This window comes from Paractinoplanes toevensis (assembly GCF_018332695.1).
Lineage (GTDB): Bacteria > Actinomycetota > Actinomycetes > Mycobacteriales > Micromonosporaceae > Actinoplanes > Actinoplanes toevensis.
In genome coordinates, this window is sequence record NZ_BOQN01000095.1 from 113,670 (window position 1) to 130,224 (window position 16,555).

Genomic DNA, 16,555 nt, shown 5'->3' on the forward strand with positions numbered 1-16,555 from the left:
CGGATGAGTGTTGGCTACCTGCGGCGCGAGGCTCCCGCGAGCGAGCAGCAGATCGGCGAACTCGAGCAGCGCCTCGGCGCCCCACTGCCCGACGACTACCGGGCCTACCTCGCCGAGCAGAACGGCGGCCGCCTGGCGAGCAACGACCAAGCCGCGAAAACGATCTTTAGTTTGGGCAACGATCAGCCCAACTACGCCAGCATGAATTACATGCTCAACACCTACGCCGGGCGCGTTCCGCCGTGGCTGCTCCCGATCGTCCAGGACGAGTACGGCAACCTGTTCGGCGTCTCGCTGCGACCTGAGGACAAAGGCTCGGTGTGGTTCTGGGACCACGAGGAAGAGGCCGACGAGGGCGAGCCGCCCACTGAGGACAACATCGTCCGCAAGGCCGACAACTGGACGGGGTTCCTCGACTCGCTCAGGCCGCCGCCCGTCAGCTGAGTACCTGACGGTGTCTGAGGGCGGGGATCGGTGATGGCAGAGAACGAAGCGGCACCGGCCGGGCGGCCGGTGCATCGACCCGCGCGGGTTGCGGACAAGCGGCCGCCGGCGCGGACGGTAGACCTCGAACCGCTGCCGGTCATCCCGGATCCGCCGTCGCCGCAGATCACGCAGTTCATCCTGCCGGTGCTCGGCAGCGGCACGATCCTGATCTACGGCTGGCTGGCACACTCCACCATCATGCTGATCACGGGCGGTGTGGTCGTGGGTCTTTCGCTGCTCACGCCGTTCGTAACCACCGCGGTGTCGCGGCGGAGCCAGAAGCGGCGGGTGGCCGCGAGCGCCGAGGCCTACGGCAAGTACCTCGACGGGCGGCAGGAGGCGGTCGCGGACCACAAGCGGAGCCTGCTCCGATACCTCCGGAAGGTCACGCCGACCAGTGCGCTGCTCGACGTCTGGATCGCGGACTACTCGCGGGTGTGGTCCCGGCGACTCCGCACCCCGGATTTTCTTACGGTCGCGGTGGGCGAGGGCCGGATCCCCACCGGGCTCGCGGTCAAGATCCCGACCCAGCGGTTCGACCAGCGGGTGGACGAGCGGCTCCGGCGCCGGTGCGAGACGATCGAGGAGTCGGCGGCCTGGTTGGAACCGGCGCCGGTGACGATCGACCTGTACGAGGTGGGCGTGCTCTCCGTCGAGGGTGACCGGGCAGCCGCGCGGGGCGTCGCTCGCACCGTTCTTCTCCAACTCGCCGCCGGGTGCGGGCCGGACGAACTGCACATCCTGCTGACGTACGCGCCCGGCGGCGAGGGGGAGTGGGCCGGCTTCGCCCGGCTGCCGCACGTGCGGTCGGCCACGGCGGACATCACCGCGCTGACCGCCTCGCTGCACGAGATCCTGCGGCCGCGCGCCGCGATGCTGAATGACCCCCGCTGGACGGTGGCCGAGGCGAGTCTTCCGCACGTGGTTCTGCTGATCGATCCGTACGATCCGTTGACCGAGCTGAGCAAGGTGCAAGAGCTCGCGTACGTGATGGAACGCAGCGTCGACCTCGGCGTCTCAGTCATCGCCATGTCGGCAGGGGAGACGGCCCGGCCCTCGGCGGCGAGAGCCGTGGTCGAGTGCCGGTCGGCGTCGCAGGCCGATATGACCTGGATCGGCCCGGGCCGCCGGATCGAGGGCTTTCGGCCCGACGTGCCGGGCACGGCCATGGTGAGCGGGGCGATCCAACAACTCGCGGGGATGAGGCTCGTCGCCGACGAGTCGAGGGCGACGCGTCGCGACAAGGAGCGCCTGGTCGACCTGCTAGAGGTGTACTTCCAGCACAGCCCGTTCGACAGTTGGCCGCGGCACGACGCCCGGACGATCTTGCGCATGCCGATCGGCACCACTACGACCGGGGCCGACTTGGTCTTGGACCTCAAGGAGGCGGCGGCCGGTGGGCATGGCCCGCACGGCCTAGTGGTCGGCGCCACCGGCTCGGGCAAGAGCGAGCTGCTGCGGTCGATGGTCTGCGCGATGGCTTGCACGCATAGCCCGGCCGAACTCAACATTCTTCTGCTGGACTTCAAGGGCGGAGCGACGTTCGACCTGCTCCAGGACCTGCCGCACTGCGTCGGCATGGTGACCAACCTGGTCGACGACCTGTCGCTGATTGATCGGATCGAGCAGTCGCTGACCGGCGAGCTGACCCGTCGGCAGGAAGACCTCCGGCTGGCCGGACGTGAGGTGCAGAAGCTCGAGGAATACGAGGCTTTGCGGTCCACCACCAAACCATGGCTACGCCCTATCCCCTACCTCACGATCGTCATCGACGAGTTCGGGGAGCTCCTGTCGGCCCGCCCCGACTTCCTCGAGATCCTGATCTCGATCGCGCGTACCGGTCGCAGCCTAGGCGTTCATCTGATCCTGGCCAGCCAGCGGCTCGAGGCCGGGCGGCTGCGTGGTCTCGACACCTACCTCGGCTACCGGCTGTGCCTGCGCACCTTCACCGCCGACGAGAGCATAGCGGTGCTCGGTGTGCGGGACGCGGCTAACCTGCCTCCGCTGCCGGGCCACGGCTTTTACCGATCGGCCGACGGGATGGTCCAGTTCCGCGCCTCCCAGGTGCTGCACCGCGACGTGGCCGACCCAGCCGATGAGACGGACGCGGCGAAGATCGTCGCCTGGCTGTCGGCTGTGGACCGGGCGGAACCTTTGTTGCTGCTGCCGCTGCCCGAGCCGCTCGCCCCGAACAACCTCGAGATCTTCGACGACCGCCTCGCCGGCGGGGAGAAGGTAGGCCTGGTCGCGCTGGGCCTGATCGACCGTCCCGCCGACCGCGCCCAGCCACCGCTGCGGCTTGACTTCTCTGCGTCCGGCGGCCATCAGATGTTTGTGGGCGGACCCCGGTCTGGCAAGTCGACCGTGGTCCGGTCGCTGATCCTCGCCGCGGTGAGGTCGAACCCGGGATCGCATCTGCGGTTCTTCGTCGTCGAGGCGGCGCCCAACGTCACCGCGTACTTGGACGACTTCCCTAATGTCGGCTCGGCTGCGCTGTTTACCGACGCGCTCAAGGTGCGGCGCATCTTCGAGGCCGTCGCCCGGACCGTCGAGCGCAACATGAACGCGATCGCCGAGGCTACGGCCGGAACAGGGCCACCCAGGGTAAAGACCGTCCTGGTGGTGGACGGCTACCTGGCTTTCCGGGAGCGGTTTCCTGATCTGGAGGACGTGTTTGCTCGGATCGTCGCCGACGGGGCCCATGCCGGGGTGCACGTCGTCGTGACGAGCGGGCGCTGGGCCGATATGCAGCCGAAGCGCCTAGAACAGATAGCGGACCGATATGAGCTGTGGCTCACCGATCCGGCCGAGTCGGCACACCCCCGTGCGGTCGCGTCCACGCTCGGGCGCGGGCGTCCCGGCCGGGGCCTGACCGCCGATGCGGCATTCTTCCAGATCGCCGCCGATTTCCCTTTCTCGGCCGACGGCGCGGCGGACGCCGAATACACGGCAAAGGCGATCGGGTCGGCGTCCCGGCGGGCCGCCGAGGCACATCACGCGAAATGGCCCGGCGCAACCGCCGACCGGCTTTCGTTCCTGACCGACATGACCGCGGCGACGTGGGCCGGACGGGCCGACGCGGTGGGACAGGGCGAGCTGTTTCTCGGCGTTTCCGAGTCCGGCCTAGCGACCCGCACCATCTCCCTCGGATCGGGCGATCATATGATTTGCACCGGCGACCCGCACTCCGGGCGAACGACCTTCTTGGCGCGAATGCTGTCCGATCTGCTCCGGAGCAATCCTCGCGCTTTGTTTTATGTAGTCGACTTTCGGGCAGTTCTGACGAAAGCGCTCGGCCTGGCCGGGACGGACCGAGCGCACGTCGCGCGTGACGAGGAAGAGGCGAAAGAGGTCGTCCGGTCGCTCGCGATCGTCATGGAGGAGCGTGAATTGGAGCGTCGGCGAGACCGGTCGGGCCCGCCGAGCGGTACCCCGGCGCTGCTAGTGGTGGAGGACTACGAGCTGGTCCTCGGCAGCGACCCGATGGCACTTCAGATGCTCAGCGACTGCCTGCCGTACGGGCAGGAGCTGAACCTGACCGTGCTGCTGACCCAGTCGGCCTACGGAGCGAGCGCCCGGATGGACGGATTCTCGCGGCGGGCGCAGGAGAGCATGCCATTCTTCCTCGAGTTCAGCACGAGCCGGACAATGGACTTCCTGCCCAGCCGCCGCAAGGGCCGCACCCTCCCCTTCGGTCAGGCTTTCCTGGTACGCGACGGCGCCTTCGACGAGCGCTTGCTCGTCCTTCCGCCGAGTCGATGATCGGATTGGACATACTTAACAGGACAGATGGCCGGATTCTCCGCCGTGCGGGCCCGAAGCCGAGGCGCTAGGCTCCCAGAAAAGGCGCGCTGGTTCGCTTTAGGGGCAGCTGACGGGAGCGGTCGAACATGGAATTTGGCGATTTCCCTGCAGTCGACATGGATCCGCCGGAAGCCTCAATCACACGCAATCTTGTGGTGCTTCTCCTCGACGCCAGCGGCTCAATGGCGGAAGCGGACACCGACGAGGCCGGTAACAAGCGCGGGACGTCGAAGATCGAGACATTGCGGGCGGCGCTGAATAGGTTCTTGGCCATCGATGTCCACAATGAGCCGAAGCTTCAGGCCAACGGCGAACTCGCGATCCTCACCTTCGGCAATGGCGTGGTCCCGGCGCTGACGCTCGGTAATCCCGTACTTCCGGGCTCGCCTTTTCATTTCATCCGCAACGTCACGAGCACCCCCGACTTCCCGGTCGGCGGCAACACCCCGATGGGGGCGGCGATAGGCAAGGCGCTGGACATCATCGACGCCCGCAAGCAGAGCCTGGCCGAGTCGGGCATTACCCACGAGTTCCGGCCCAACGTATTCCTCCTTACCGACGGCCGTCCCAACGACGCCCGCGAGGTGCTCGACGACTCCATCAAGCGACTTCACGCCGAGGAGGCGCGCAACGGGGTGCTGCTGTGGGCGCTCGGGACCCAGGACGCCTACGCTCCGTGGCTCGAGCGCATCGCCGACAAGGGAAACTATCTCCCGCTGCCGGGCAACTCGCTGGCCCAGTTCCTGCGCTTCGTGAGCAAGAGCATGCGGCGCCAGGGTGGCCGCCGGGGCGAGGAGGACGCTGCCACGATCTATCACGACGTCACCCGCAACGTTTCGTTCGACGAAGCCGTGGACGCACTGCTCGACGACGAGGGAGGGTCGGCGCGGTCATGAGCGAGTCGGCCTCGTGGCTCACCTGGTCCAAGACCTTCACTGGTCGGCACCACCAGCAGTGCGAGGACGCCGCGGTCGCCATGTCCGGGTCGGGGTGGACACTTCTCGCCGTCAGCGATGGGGCGGGCAGCGCGCCCAGGGCGGCGGACGGCTCGATGATCGCGGTCGATCTGGTCACCGATTTCGTCAGGGACAGCCCGCCACCGGCGGCCGTCCCGGGCCACGACGGGCACCAGGCCCAGCTCGAGTGGCTGCGCACCGCCGTCGGCACCGTCGGGCGGCGATGGATGACGGAGACATTGATCCGGGGCGGTGAGCCGGCCGACTTCGACGCGACGCTGGCGATCGTCGTCTCGAACGGCTGGGAGACCGGCATCGCGACGGTCGGCGACAGCTTCGTGGCCGGCCTGGGCCGTACCGGCAAGGTCGAGCTGATGGTGGCACCGGACCGGCCCGCCGCGCTGACCGGCAGTGAGGCATACATGCTCCAGGACTGGGAGCTGCGCACGCGTTACGTGGCAGTGGTGGACCCTGATATCGCCATGATCTTCCTGTCGACCGACGGGCTCGAGTTCCTCCTCGAGGCCAAGGTCGTGCGCAAGGGCCCAGAACTGGTGCAGGCCTTCATCGGCGTTAAGAAGTGGCTCGCCAACGTGCTCGAGACGATCGGCCGCAGCTGCGACCTATCGCAGGCGGACGTTCTAGGGCGGGCGGACGTCATGGCGGGGAAGGGAGATGACGTTGGTGTCGCACTGGCGATCCGCCCACGATCCTGAGGTCTACTGGGAGCGGCGTGGCGATCGCCACGCACTCCGGCTCGGCGAGTTCATCGACGAGGGCAACTCGGCCGAGGTTTTCGAGGTGCTCGGGGAGGGGTGGAGCAGCCTAGTCGTGGCCAAGCTTTATCTGCCCGAAAAGATGCCCGGCAACCTGGCCGCCATCGTCGAGGAGGCGACGGCGCGGCGAATCGGCCGGCTCGGCGCCCGTGGCAGTGACGACGACGCCGGCGCCTACTCGCCGCTGGCCACCCCCAAGGCCGTTCTCTACCCGTCCGCCGACGCCGACAAGCCGTGTGGACTACTGCTGGCCCGGGTTGATCCCCAGCGCTTCGTCTCCTTCGACAAGTTCCTCCATTCCCCGCTGAAGAACGACCTGAGCGTGGCTTGCCTGGCCGCCGAATGCCTGGCCGAGATCGTGGCCTGGCTGCACGGGCACGACTACATCGTCGGCGACTTCTCCGGCACGAACATACGGGTCGACAGCAGCGGGCGCGTGTGCCTGCTCGACCTCGACTCCTTCGGCATCGTCGGCCACCCCGAGGTCGTGCCGTCCGGCGACACGAGCCGGCACTACCTCGCCCCCGAGACGGTTACGGGAGAGCCAACGCAGGACTCCGACCGCTTCGTGCTGAGCATGCTCGTGATCCAGCTGCTGCTCCAGGGCATCCCGCCGTTCGCGGGTGTCCCCCGTGGCCGCCGCGAAGCTAGCGTGCAGGACAACATCAACCACCGGCGCTCCTGGTTGCTGGACCCGAAGGACCTCATCCTGCCGCTGCGGGCGCGTGACCACCCCGGCCTCGCCGCGCTGCCGGAATTGACCGACCTGCTGTTCCGGCGGGCCGTCGACAAGGCTGCGCCCCGGCCGACGGCGGACGAGTGGGTGCGGGAACTGCGCCGCATCCGCGCCACCGTCGAACCTTGCGAGTGTGGCGGGCTGCGATTCGCCGGGGCTGTCTGCCCGAGCTGTAAAGCCGGACATGTCGCACCGGCGCCGGAGGAACTGCTGTCCAAGTGGGTCTACCACGTCCCGCCAGAATCCGATCGACACGCCGAACCGGAGGAGGCGACCTTCCGCTTCGCGGTGCCGCCGGCCGCCGTCGATGAGCCTGAGCGGCAAGTCCGCGGCCCGGCCAAGACGGGGACAGGGCGCTCGACGCCGACGCGTTCCATGTCCACACCCACGCGTGCGGCGTCCACGCGTTCGAGGCCTGAGCATACGGCGTCGACGGTTCCGGCGTGGAGGCGGCTCGTCAGCATCGGGGCGATCGTGGCGGCGATCATCGCCTTGATCGTCTGGCTCGTAGTGTGGGTGGCTCATTGAGCGCCAACGGACAATCGCCGGGGGGCGGCCCGACGCGAAGATTGCGCTTTTACCTCTTGTACGCCTTCATCGCGCTCGTCACCCTCACGTTCATCTACCTCATGGTTGGTCCGGTCGGACATGGGCAGCGAACCTCGGCGTCGGCCTGCGATCGGGCCTACCAGGGCCGCTGCCCGAGCACGGAACCGTCGTCGGCGAAATCTCCTGCCTGGCGTCCCCCGTCTGCCACGACGTCGGCCGTCGACTCGCTCCCGGCATCGGCAACGTCTCGTCCCCGGCTTCCTTCGTTCGCTTCGACGTCGGCCGTCGACTCCCTCCCGGCGTCGGTTCCCGCAACCTTGTCTCTGCCGGCCTCAACCCCCCTCTCCCCAGCACACGCGCGGAGCGGCGGCGGTGATCAGCGGCCATGGTTCTCGATTGTGGTCGGCGTTGTGACCGGTGGGATCTTCCTCGCTGTTCTTTGGACCTCGGGCCTGCCGCAGCGGGCCGGCCGCACACTGAGGCGAAAGCGGGTCACCGCCAGTAAGCCGACGAACGCCCCTGGCGACGAGGCCGCCGCCGACTCCGACGGCCTGCCACCCGAGCATGCCGCGGCGCCGGTGACCGAACCCGGAACGGACGAGGCGCCGACGCTGATCAGAACGGCACCGGAACCGACACCGGCATCGGCTTCGCGCGATCGCCCGGACATACTCCCGACCGTGGACCAACCGGTCGCGGTTCGGCTCATGGGCGACGACATCGCGGTGGGAGTGCCCGACGGCCCGCCACCCCATCTCGGCAAGGCCCAAACCCTCATTGCCCCGGCCGGATACGCGATGTTCGTGCAGGGGATTCTCGTTCCGGTTGAGCTCGACGAGCCTGCCTCGGGGCAACTGGCCCCGGGCCAGGCGGTGATCCTGAACGTTACGGCGGCCCGATGACCCCGGCTGTTATGCGACGTCACGTCGACCGCCGCGCCGAGGCGCGGTTCATCGGCCTGTAGGGAGCGTCCGCCGCGCCGGTGGCATCGGCTTCGTCTTGCCGATCGCGGGCGTAGTGTGACGGGTCAGCCCTATCCCGGACGAGGTCGGCTTCGCCACGAAAGTCGAGAGGGCCGGACCATGCTGGGGCGGAGCGTTCGCGGCTGGTGTGCGGGTGGCCTGGGTAACAGCAGCGGAGGCTAATCTGTCTCGATCATAAGCTTCACCAGGAAGAACCGTCGTCCGCCTAGATCATTCGGGCGACACGGCCGTGTATTTGCCGCAGGGAGTCAGGCATTCCCCGTTCGCGGATCGCTATGTCATGATTGTGCTCATCGCCGCACCAGGTGAGCAACGCCGCATCCACGGCAAGGGCTGAGGCCCCGCTACGGAGCTAATGACCGGCCACGTAAGTGGCAGTCAAAGGTTTGCGGCCGACCGAGCCCAGTGCGCTGCCCGCATCGGGAGACCGTGGTCCCCCCGGGAGCGACAGGTGAACGAGGCACCCGCCCGGACACGCGAACCGTCAACTCGCGTGTCATCGGAGGGCACTCGTGACTTCTTTCTCACCGCCGGACTTTGAGTTCGAAGAGGCCGCTCCAGTCTCTGTAGAGACGCCGCTGGAGGATCAGGAACACTTCGCCGCGTTGCTGAGTGCGGACGAACCGGACCTCACTGAAGCCCCACAAGAGGCCGTGCAGGTCATTCCGCTTAACGCCACGGGCGACTGGACGGTCAAGGTAGGCCCGCCGAGCGCGGCCAAAGCCGCCGAAGGGCGCTTCGCTCGCCGCGCGATTGCCGGTGTGACTCTGAGCCCCGGGAGTCAAGAGGCTCTCTTCCTCGCCGCTTTGGATCCCACCGGCGTCGCCGACGAGAAAATCAAGCGGCAACGCGTTAGCAATGGATGGCTCTACCGCATTGACGACGTCCGCATGTTCACCACGATGGTCAACTTGAGCCCCTCGAACGACCGGCTGCTCGCGGACGCGGTGTATGCCGCCGACCCTGAGTTCACGAACGCCACTAGTGGGTTGCACGCGGTCCCGATGCCGACCTCCCACCCGAGGTTCGCATCCTTGATCTATTCCTGCGATCGTGCGGTCCTGCGGGAGGCGAGCGATCTCAACATGGATCAGGTCTCGGAAGACAACCCGATCGACGTCGGATCCAGGATCATCGAGCAGCCCATCACGCTGGTCACGGCTGCCTTTGCGCTCGGCTTGGAGCCAGACGGGTCCCCGTCGTTCGATGAAGATGCTCCTACGCAGGAAGAGTACGTAGCGGTAGACGGCAACAGCCGGTGCGCGGCCGGGTTCAAGAACATCACTTTCCCTGTCCGTTTGTTGCCCCAGCGCCTTCATGCCCTCTACGGGAGTCCGGACTCCCTCGTCACCCTGCGGCCGTCGTTGCTCAACCAGATGACGCACGCCGAGCGCCGAGACCTTACTCGAAAGCTCTTTAAGCTTTACAGCGATGTCTACGCCGCACTCCGGACTAAAGAGGCAACCAAGGGCGCTCTTAGTGACAGTGAGCGCAGGGCGAAGAACACTGCCGCCAAGGCCCTGAACAGTCTCACCGTGCCGGCCACTGTGATCGTCGGCTATATCGACGATGACCCTGCGCTTCACGTGAACCAGCGCTTTGCCACCGCGGTGCGCGAGGTCTTGCAGGGTATGAACGTGGCACCGAAGGCGTTCGGCGAAGGAGCGCGCAGCGGCGTTTCTGCGGAGCAGGCTGTGGTCGCACTCTACGAAGCCAATTTGCTCGGACCACAGTCAGCGACTTCAAATGTCGCCGAGTCCACTCGTGACACGTTGATTGGTCGGACGCCGTCCGCCAGCGCGATGGCAGCACTCGGCCTCACCCCCACTGCGGACCTCCGGGCCGCCGTCGTGGTGCGGGAGTTCACGCGTCCTGGCCCAGATGTGACGCGAGTGCTCCGCGTGCCGTTGAACGTCTCACAGATTCACCTGAAGCATCGCGCCGGGCCGGTCGTCGAGTTGGCATTGCGGGGCTACACGGCGAGCAGGGACCACAAGCAGGTCGACAGCATGCGTAAGGTGCTGTCCTCCGGGTCCGGTGGCTGTCTCTGGCAAGGACTGCTCCGCACGCCCTGGGAGGTTGTAGACGTCGCGACCGATGACCACGTCGATGACCTTGCTGAGGTGGCGCTGAGGCAGCTGAAGGCCGCGCCGGCCCTGCCGCAAGGCGCGCTGTGCCTACTTGGGGTGCTAGGCATGATCGCCCTTGTATCGGGCGGTTACCTCTTGGCGGCGGGCGGTTCAGCCGAAAATGTCGCGGCTAACCTCGAAAATGTTGCCGGCCGTGTCGGGGTGCAACGCGGCAGCGTGGGCAGTGTTGTAGAGGATCTACTGGAGCGTGAGTGGGGTATTCGCTTGCTGGCTGACGCCATCAAGCGGGCGCGTAGCGGAGGCCGCCCGCGGCTTATCGACCCTGAGAGCGGGAAGTTCGTCGAACTACCGTCCGATCACGGCACGGCTGAAGTGAACGCCACGCTGCGGCGCATGTTGAAGAAGGACAACGAACCCGACGTCGAAGACCTCACCCATGCCGACAAGCAGCGGCGTGCCCTCAACGAGTTCTCGCAGGCAGTCGTAGAGACCAAGGATGTCCTACGAAGCCTGCTCGAGTTGCATAGCGATCCTCGGGACAAGATCCCCTTCATGTCAGCGCAGGGCGCTCTGATGAACCTGGAAGCGATCACCGACAACTTCAAGTCGGTTGTGGCGCCGCGCCCCCTGGACTTCTCGTGATGGGTCCCGTGCCTCCTGACAAGCCAGTATGGGGTGGAATCATCCGCATGGATGAATCGGTATACGACGCCCTGGCAAACGCGCTGCCGGTGCCGCTGCTGGAGCGGAGGGCCATCTGCGTACCGCTTGTGGATTGCACTGGAGGCGACCGCAAGTCGATCTATGTGGCTGTCACAACCGGCGGCTACGCCTGTTACGTAGGACAGACCCAGCGCCCCGCGGACATCCGAGGGGCAGCCGCCCGTCGGCTCGCGGGACACCGGCAGGAGCCCAGCAAGGCGGCCGAATGGGCCGGTTACTGGGTCCTACCCCTACCGAAAGAAACTCGCCCCGACCTGGTCAACGAGTGCGAGCGGACGGTGGCCAGCATCTTGGGTGTCCCGGTACGAAATCGCCGGTGGCGCCCAACCCAACGTGATCGCTATCGCGAGACCTAATAGGTGAACTTGGGGTTCCTGGCGGGGCGTCACCCGGACGCGTCCGCCAGAGTTCCCGTTCGGCATGGTGCTAGCCGTCGCTATGACGCCAAGGCAATTATCCCTGACGTGCGTCAAGGGGACGGGTGATCCCTATGCACTTGGGTAGAGAGCCCGGAGCCCGTATGTCCCGCGGATGCGGTATCAGCGAGCGGGAAGGCAGAGTGAAGCCACGCTTTAACATCTACCGAAGTGCTATAGCCCTTGAGGCGGAGGATGTCGACGATGTCACGGCCGCAGATGATCACGATGGGGTGCTGGTCTTCGCGGACCTCGCTGTATGCCTGTTCGTGTACGTAGGAGGTCGTAACTAAGACTCCGAACATGCGGTGGCGGATCCGGGAGATCAGGCGTGAGGTTTCTTTGACGCCGACGGAGTTGTCGGGTCCGTAGCATTTGGCTTCGAGGACGAAGTCGAGCGGTATCCGGTCAGTGGCGGGGCCGAGTTGGTAGGTGCCGGTGGCATCGCGACCGTAGTCGCGGCTGGCGCGGGTGACGGTGGTGATGCCGGTGTTGGGGGCGAGCATTCGCCAGATTTCGACGGCGCAGGCTTCGAAGTCACTCCATCTTCCGGTGAAGTGCTGGTAGATCGTGGCCAGGATCTGTTTGCCGCCGGGGTGGGGCGGTAACTGGTCGACGCGGCTGCGAATGACTTTCGTCGCGGGGGCAACAAGGGTGTCGTAGGCACGGCCATGGACCCATTCGGCCCAGGCTGGGGGGCAGGCGTCCCCGAGTGGTTGTCGGGCGAGGATCTGCTCGATCCATGCGCGCTCGACCGCTGGGGTGTTGAGCACGGTGAAGGCGGCCCGGTAGTTCTGGAACCGCTGGCCGCTGGTGCTGCGCCAGATGGCTTGCAGGTCGTCGTCCGCGGCAAGGGTGGCGGCGCCGGGTGCGAGCAGGCCGCGGAAGATGACGTTGCGGCCTTTCGGGCCGGCTTTGGCGAAGAGCAGGAACGGTGGGACGCCGCGCCGGCTGTTGTGGTCGCCGTGGGTGGCGGCGAAGGCGTTGCGGAGGATGATGTTGCCCGAGCGTGGGGTTTCGTGGAGGCGGCCGCCGGGCGAGCGGTTGTCGCCGTAGTAGGTGAACAGGCCGGTCTTTTCGTCGAGCACGTCGGGCCAGTCCGGGTTTTCGCCGGAGGTGTAGAGCACGACGAGGCGGACGTCACCGTGGGTGACAGAGCCCTTGTAGCGAAAGCCGCCCTGGTTTCCTACGGGCAGCAGGCGCTGCAGAGGGTCATCGGCCGTTGTGCCGGCCGTGCCGCCTTCGTATTCGGCGTCGAGTACCAGGTCCGCCTGTGCGAGCGCGCCGAACGGGATCAGCTGCCGTGGTGTGGTCACTGGGGCACCGTCCAGCCTGGCAGGCCCTCGAATCCGAGCTGCTCGGCGGCGCGGACCGCAGTGTTTTCGGCGTCGGTGACGGCGCGGGTCGCGTATGCCGCATCTTCGTCCGGAGCCAGGTCACCGGCCACGTTCGTCTGGGCGGTTGCGGCCTTAACGGCCTTACGGGCCTGTTTTTTCGCGCGGCGTTCCGCCGTGATCTGCTGACTGAACAGCTTCCGATAGGTCGCCGCCTCGGTGATCCTTGCGGGGTCGAGTGCCGCCCGGCGCGCTGGGGTGGATCCATCGGTGCGCAGGCACACCCACTGTGTCTTGTTCGCGAGCCCAGGACAGCCAAGGTCTTTAGCGCGCTGCCGGTCGGCTTTCCAGTGGCCGTTGAGGACCTCGAAACCCTGTTCGAGCAGTTGCTGCCGGGTTTCGCCGCGGAATCGGCGTGCCTCGTCGAGTTGCTGGCCGATGGATTCGATGGTGTGCCGGTAGATGATCATGCCTTCGCAGCGGATGAACAGTTCCCGAGCACGGGCGTCCCCGCCCCGGGGTGCGAGAATGGCGTCGCGGTCCTGTTTGCGCAGACTCATCAGGAAATTCTCCGGGACCGGCGTGCCCGGCTGGACGAGCCACCGGATCTCGCTGATGCCGCCAGGACTCTGGATGGTGCGCTTGGCGTCACGGTTGCCGCCAACGAGGATGTCCTCGCGGATGCGGAGCAGGCCAACCGCCATGTCTCCGGTGATGTCGTCGCCGTAGACCAGCAGGCAGATGTGCCCGGCCGCCTCGGGCGGGATCTGCCAGCCACCGAAGTTACGCGACCACTTGCAATCGACGTCTACACCGTTGACGTCGAAGTCCATGCCGGCCAGCCCGTCGTCGAGGTCGTACTCGCCACGAACGATGTTCTCGATGTTGACCCCGAGATAGCCCTTCTCCTGGTCATTGCACTGATCCAAGGTCCAGCGGCGAGTCCTAGCGGTGGCAATGACCTCGTCGGTTCCCTTCCGGATAATCGCACCCATCCGGCCGACCGCGTCCGGGGCGAAGAAAACGGTCGCGACGTCGAGCTCCCGATCGGCCCCGTGCGGCGGCGGGCCGGTCTGAGCTTGCAGCTTTCGGGTACGTCCAACCGTCATGCGAGTAGCTCCCCTCGTATTGCTGTCCATCGTCTGGCCCGTGTCGAGCTGGGCGCTGCGCCCTGACGACGAGGCGCAGCCCTGGCAACTGGCGATCGACGAAGTTTGGCACCGAGGTACGACAATTCGCGGTCCACGAGCAGCGCCTGGCGACCGGAGGCAGTGGTCAAGGACCGGAGAGCCGGGTCCAGGTGCTTGGATCTCCGCACACAGGGGAGCTGCGTTTATCCGCGAGACAGGCCCCCTTGGTCGTGACAGGCGATCGGCCCTACTCGTTGAGAAGCCAGTAGAGCGGCATGCAAGTCGATCCACTTGTCAAGCAAGTGTCGGAAATTGAGCCAAGTTGTGGTACATCTCACGCTCAGGGGCCACGCGGACGGTAACTTGTCATACCCCCTTCGTAGTCTGACGCCATGAAGCCGGAGGTCGTTGTGGCGAAGAAGCGCGGTACGCCGTACCGGTCGATCACCACGCTCTACTACATCCTGGTCGCAAGCGGAGTTTTTCTCGTGGGGGTGTACTGCCTTTACCTGGGCGGGGAGCAAACCCAGTTCTGGAACGCTCACACTGGGTGGCGGACGCTTTTAGAGCAACTTGGCGGGTTGTTAATCGTCACCTCCGGTCTCTCGATCCTCTGGGAGCTAATCGGGAAGCGAGCATTCGCTAAGGAAGTTCTCGAATCTACCCGCATGGTTACGGAGATCGACTCCGCCGGAATCAAGCGAATCACCAATCAGTTTTACGACGAATCAATGTGGAAAGACTGCTTCCGTGGCACGGAAAAGCTAGATATCTTCGCCGCTTACGCGAATACGTGGCGGAATACCTACATGCCTCTCCTTCAAGAAATCGCGCGCAAGCCTAAGGGCCGGATCCGAATATATCTAACGGATCCGGAAGATCCCACCACCCTGGCTACGCTGGCGCACCGGTTCGGCACAACTCCGGAGAAGCTGAAGGAGAGAATATGGGATACTAGAGATGCATTCGAGGCGCTCAGAGTTGAGGGCGGCGCCTCCGTAGAGGTGTTTTACTGGCGCGGGGACCGAGTTTTCACATTTTATAGATTCGACAATCGCGTAGTTTTGGCGCTTTACCAGCACAGCGGACAGCGGTCGCCTTCCCTCCCCACGATGGTATGTGAAAACGGGGGGTCGCTATTCCAATTCGTTTACGACGAGCTGGTTTCCATCCGCAATTCCAGTCGATCGGCGCTCCCAGCGGCTGCAAGTCCTGGTGAGGCATCAACTGCGACGGTGACCCAGCTGCGTGATCCGGACTCGAAAAGGACAGGTTGATGACTGTTATGGCTAGCGTCGTACAGAACGACGTTGGCGACGAGGTCCTAGAGAGCCTCGTTGCCGCCGGGGTCGTTGCATGTGACATAGAGACGACAGGACTGGACCCGTTAGCCGATCAAATCGGCACTGTGCAACTGCATGCGGCCGGGGTCGGTGATGTTATTCTCCAAATTGGAGCAGAAAGACCCGACCGTCTGTGTCAGCTAATGAGTGACCGCCGAGTACGCAAGGTGTTCCATCACGCCATGTTTGACCTTCGGTTCATGGTGGCGCACTGGGGCATTTTCCCTGCAAATATTGCCTGCACCAAGATAGCTTCCAAGCTGCTCGAACCGGAGGTAGAGAATTCGTGTCATTCGCTGCAGAGCCTTCTACGTCGGCGTCTTGGCGTAACGATAAGTAAGGATCAGCGGCTTAGCAATTGGCTTGCCTCCGATTTGACAACTGAACAGATCCGTTACGCAACCGCCGACGTGCAACACCTCGCCCGCCTTCTGCGGGTCTTGGAGTCCGAGTTGCTACAGCGCGATCTCCAGGGACTGTTTGATCAGTGCCTAGACTTCATCCCGGCGCGTGTCCGGCTGGATCTCGGGAAGTTCCCGGATGTCTTCAAGTACTAGCCTCATGGGCGACAGGCGCTTGGCGAGCTACTCGCTCACAGGGGGTAGACCTGGAGCCCGGCGACTGACCACGTCGAGGCGTCGGAGCGGACGATGTCGCTACGGACCAGGGCTACGCGGGAGCGCTATTCGTCAAGTCTGGCCGTCGGCTAGACATTCATTGCTCCTGAGGCAGCTGCTGCTGTCTGGCTGACGAGCCTCATGCCTAACTTGATCTTAGGAAGCCCCGGTCGAGAGTCGAATTGCGGCTTAGGCCGGGGCTTCTTCGTGTTAAGCGTCAGTGACTCGATCTGCGCGGCTGGGTTGCCCACCTGTGGAGCTTCGTCAGGTTGAGTTCGGTGGCCGAGCCCGGCGATTCGAGGCGGATTAAGTTGTTTCTGCCGTTCGCGGTGACTTTGAGCGGCCTGGAGTGACCTCATGTAGCCGTGCCTAATGGCACGCGAATGGCACGACGCCGCTACTCACATGGCCTGATTATGCAAGCACCGTCCCCTCCGGAGGGCGACGCGGGAACTAGTCGCGACACTGCCCTGACCAGCAGTGGGATGGCCCCACGGATGCTGTTTGGCGGCAGTTCGGCCCGCGCTCGACCCGACCGCGTCTTGTCTTCCCCTGGGGGGACCGAGGTTTCCGTCGTGCGGGCGTAGCCCTATCGGCTTGGATGGCCGGCGG

General features: G+C 65.5%; 11 protein-coding genes. 9 read left to right on the top strand and 2 right to left on the bottom strand.

The window, feature by feature from the left end:
- The first annotated feature begins 3 nt into the window (after window positions 1-3).
- From Ato02nite_RS36895 to Ato02nite_RS36925, 7 genes are all read left to right on the top strand, one after another.
- On the top strand, window positions 4-444 hold the full coding sequence (locus Ato02nite_RS36895) for an SMI1/KNR4 family protein (protein WP_213011322.1): 441 nt from the start codon (window positions 4-6) through the stop codon (window positions 442-444).
- Between the two features lie 33 nt (window positions 445-477).
- A complete protein-coding gene (locus tag Ato02nite_RS36900; protein WP_213011323.1) occupies window positions 478-4,248 on the top strand; it encodes an FtsK/SpoIIIE domain-containing protein in 3,771 nt (1,256 codons plus the stop codon).
- Window positions 4,249-4,376: 128 nt separating this feature from the next.
- Window positions 4,377-5,186 carry a vWA domain-containing protein gene (locus Ato02nite_RS36905; protein ID WP_213011324.1) on the top strand — a complete coding sequence of 270 codons (810 nt, stop codon included), beginning with the start codon at window positions 4,377-4,379 and terminating at the stop codon, window positions 5,184-5,186.
- On the top strand, window positions 5,183-5,962 hold the full coding sequence (locus tag Ato02nite_RS36910) for a protein phosphatase 2C domain-containing protein (protein WP_213011325.1): 780 nt from the start codon (window positions 5,183-5,185) through the stop codon (window positions 5,960-5,962). Before Ato02nite_RS36905 ends, Ato02nite_RS36910 begins: the two co-directional genes overlap by 4 nt.
- Window positions 5,963-6,047: 85 nt before the next feature.
- The gene (locus Ato02nite_RS36915) at window positions 6,048-7,286 is read left to right on the top strand and encodes a hypothetical protein (protein ID WP_213011326.1); all 1,239 of its coding nucleotides are present in this window, start codon (window positions 6,048-6,050) and stop codon (window positions 7,284-7,286) included.
- Between the two features lie 56 nt (window positions 7,287-7,342).
- The gene (locus tag Ato02nite_RS36920) at window positions 7,343-8,209 is read left to right on the top strand and encodes a serine/threonine-protein kinase (RefSeq protein ID WP_213011327.1); all 867 of its coding nucleotides are present in this window, start codon (window positions 7,343-7,345) and stop codon (window positions 8,207-8,209) included.
- A 593-nt stretch (window positions 8,210-8,802) separates the two neighbouring features.
- Window positions 8,803-11,022, top strand: a complete 2,220-nt coding sequence (locus tag Ato02nite_RS36925) for a hypothetical protein (RefSeq protein ID WP_213011328.1) — start codon at window positions 8,803-8,805, stop codon at window positions 11,020-11,022.
- A gap of 550 nt (window positions 11,023-11,572) precedes the next feature.
- Here the strand turns inward: Ato02nite_RS36925 and Ato02nite_RS36930 are convergent.
- Both Ato02nite_RS36930 and Ato02nite_RS36935 read right to left on the bottom strand, forming a co-directional pair.
- Window positions 11,573-12,835, bottom strand: a complete 1,263-nt coding sequence (locus Ato02nite_RS36930) for a restriction endonuclease (RefSeq protein WP_213011329.1) — start codon at window positions 12,833-12,835, stop codon at window positions 11,573-11,575.
- Window positions 12,832-13,962: a NaeI family type II restriction endonuclease gene (locus Ato02nite_RS36935; RefSeq protein WP_213011330.1), complete on the bottom strand. Its 1,131-nt coding sequence runs from the start codon at window positions 13,960-13,962 to the stop codon at window positions 12,832-12,834. Before Ato02nite_RS36935 ends, Ato02nite_RS36930 begins: the two co-directional genes overlap by 4 nt.
- Before the next feature lie 413 nt (window positions 13,963-14,375).
- On the opposite strand from Ato02nite_RS36935, the gene Ato02nite_RS36940 reads away from it, so the two are divergent.
- Both Ato02nite_RS36940 and Ato02nite_RS36945 read left to right on the top strand, forming a co-directional pair.
- Window positions 14,376-15,260 (top strand): hypothetical protein, encoded by an 885-nt coding sequence (locus Ato02nite_RS36940; protein WP_213011331.1) that lies wholly within the window; start codon window positions 14,376-14,378, stop codon window positions 15,258-15,260.
- Entirely contained in the window at window positions 15,260-15,883 is a 624-nt protein-coding gene (locus tag Ato02nite_RS36945) for a ribonuclease D (RefSeq protein ID WP_213011332.1), read from the top strand. Before Ato02nite_RS36940 ends, Ato02nite_RS36945 begins: the two co-directional genes overlap by 1 nt.
- Window positions 15,884-16,555 lie beyond the last annotated feature (672 nt).

What these genes read in the sequence shown, in the direction of transcription:
- Ato02nite_RS36900 (WP_213011323.1), top strand. Translation starts at nt 478, where the DNA reads ATGGCAGAGAACGAAGCGGCACCGGCCGGGCGGCCGGTGCATCGACCC.
- Ato02nite_RS36935 (WP_213011330.1), bottom strand. Translation starts at nt 13,962, where the DNA reads ATGACGGTTGGACGTACCCGAAAGCTGCAAGCTCAGACCGGCCCGCCG.
- Ato02nite_RS36910 (WP_213011325.1), top strand. Translation starts at nt 5,183, where the DNA reads ATGAGCGAGTCGGCCTCGTGGCTCACCTGGTCCAAGACCTTCACTGGT.
- Ato02nite_RS36905 (WP_213011324.1), top strand. Translation starts at nt 4,377, where the DNA reads ATGGAATTTGGCGATTTCCCTGCAGTCGACATGGATCCGCCGGAAGCC.
- Ato02nite_RS36895 (WP_213011322.1), top strand. Translation starts at nt 4, where the DNA reads ATGAGTGTTGGCTACCTGCGGCGCGAGGCTCCCGCGAGCGAGCAGCAG.
- Ato02nite_RS36945 (WP_213011332.1), top strand. Translation starts at nt 15,260, where the DNA reads ATGACTGTTATGGCTAGCGTCGTACAGAACGACGTTGGCGACGAGGTC.
- Ato02nite_RS36940 (WP_213011331.1), top strand. Translation starts at nt 14,376, where the DNA reads ATGAAGCCGGAGGTCGTTGTGGCGAAGAAGCGCGGTACGCCGTACCGG.